The sequence below is a fragment of the Nostoc sp. genome, assembly GCF_036919615.1.
Taxonomy (GTDB): domain Bacteria; phylum Cyanobacteriota; class Cyanobacteriia; order Cyanobacteriales; family Nostocaceae; genus Nostoc.
In genome coordinates, this window is record NZ_JBALCN010000027.1 from 1 (window position 1) to 924 (window position 924).

The window sequence follows — 924 nt, forward strand, 5'->3', positions numbered from 1 at the left end:
TAGACCTCTTGCAAAAGTCCCAAATGCGTGAGACAAGTAAGTTAGAGTTTGGTAGCATCTATGACCTACGAACAGGTAAAGAGCCTAAAGTCAGAAGACTTTAAACGCTTGTGTGGTGTACGTCCAGATACTTTTAACGAGATGGTAAAGGTAGTGCGATCGCTTGAGCAAACAAAACAGAAAATAGGACGACCGGGTAAATTAAGCTTAGAAAACCAATTGTTGATGACATTAGAATACTGGAGAGAGTACCGTACCTACTTTCATATAGGTCAATCTTGGGGAATAAATGAGTCTACAGCTTACCGAATTATCCGAAAAATAGAAGATAGGCTGACTTATTTCTAGGGTGTTCACACTTCCAGGCAAGAAAAAACTCGCGATTTCTAATCATCAGTTAAAAGTCGTAGTGGTTGATGTAACAGAAAGTCCGATTGAACGCCCTAAAAAAAACAAAAAAAGTTCTACAGTGGCAAAAAGAAACAGCATACGCTGAAGTCACAAGTAGTGGTAGACCAAGCAAATGGTAAAATCATCTGCACCGCTCATAGCAAGGGTAGAGAGCATGATTTTCGGATATTTAAAAATAGTCAAGTTAGGTTGAGAGAAGATATAGAGTGCTTGGGCGATAAAGGCTATCAAGGTATTCAGAAACTGCATAGGAAAAGTCGGATTCCAAAGAAAAAGCCCAGAGGAGGTAAGTTAACCTCTGAAGATAAAAAGAGTAATCAAGAATTAGCTAAAATCAGGGTTTTAGGTGAGCATGTACATCGGAAGCTCAAGGTATTTAAAATTTTGTCCCTTACTTATAGAAATCGTCGAAAAAGATTTGGTTTGAGGTTTAATCTGATTGCTGCTCTCTACAATTACGAGCTTCATCTCTCCGAAACCGAATCTTCTTAAGCGACTTTTGCAAGAGGTCTA

At 38.7% G+C, this 924-nt stretch carries 1 pseudogene; it reads left to right on the forward strand.

Annotated features, from left to right (window positions below):
• Positions 1–60 precede the first annotated feature (60 nt).
• Positions 61–903, forward strand: a pseudogene (locus V7K48_RS09575) (IS5 family transposase).
• Positions 904–924: the final 21 nt, after the last annotated feature.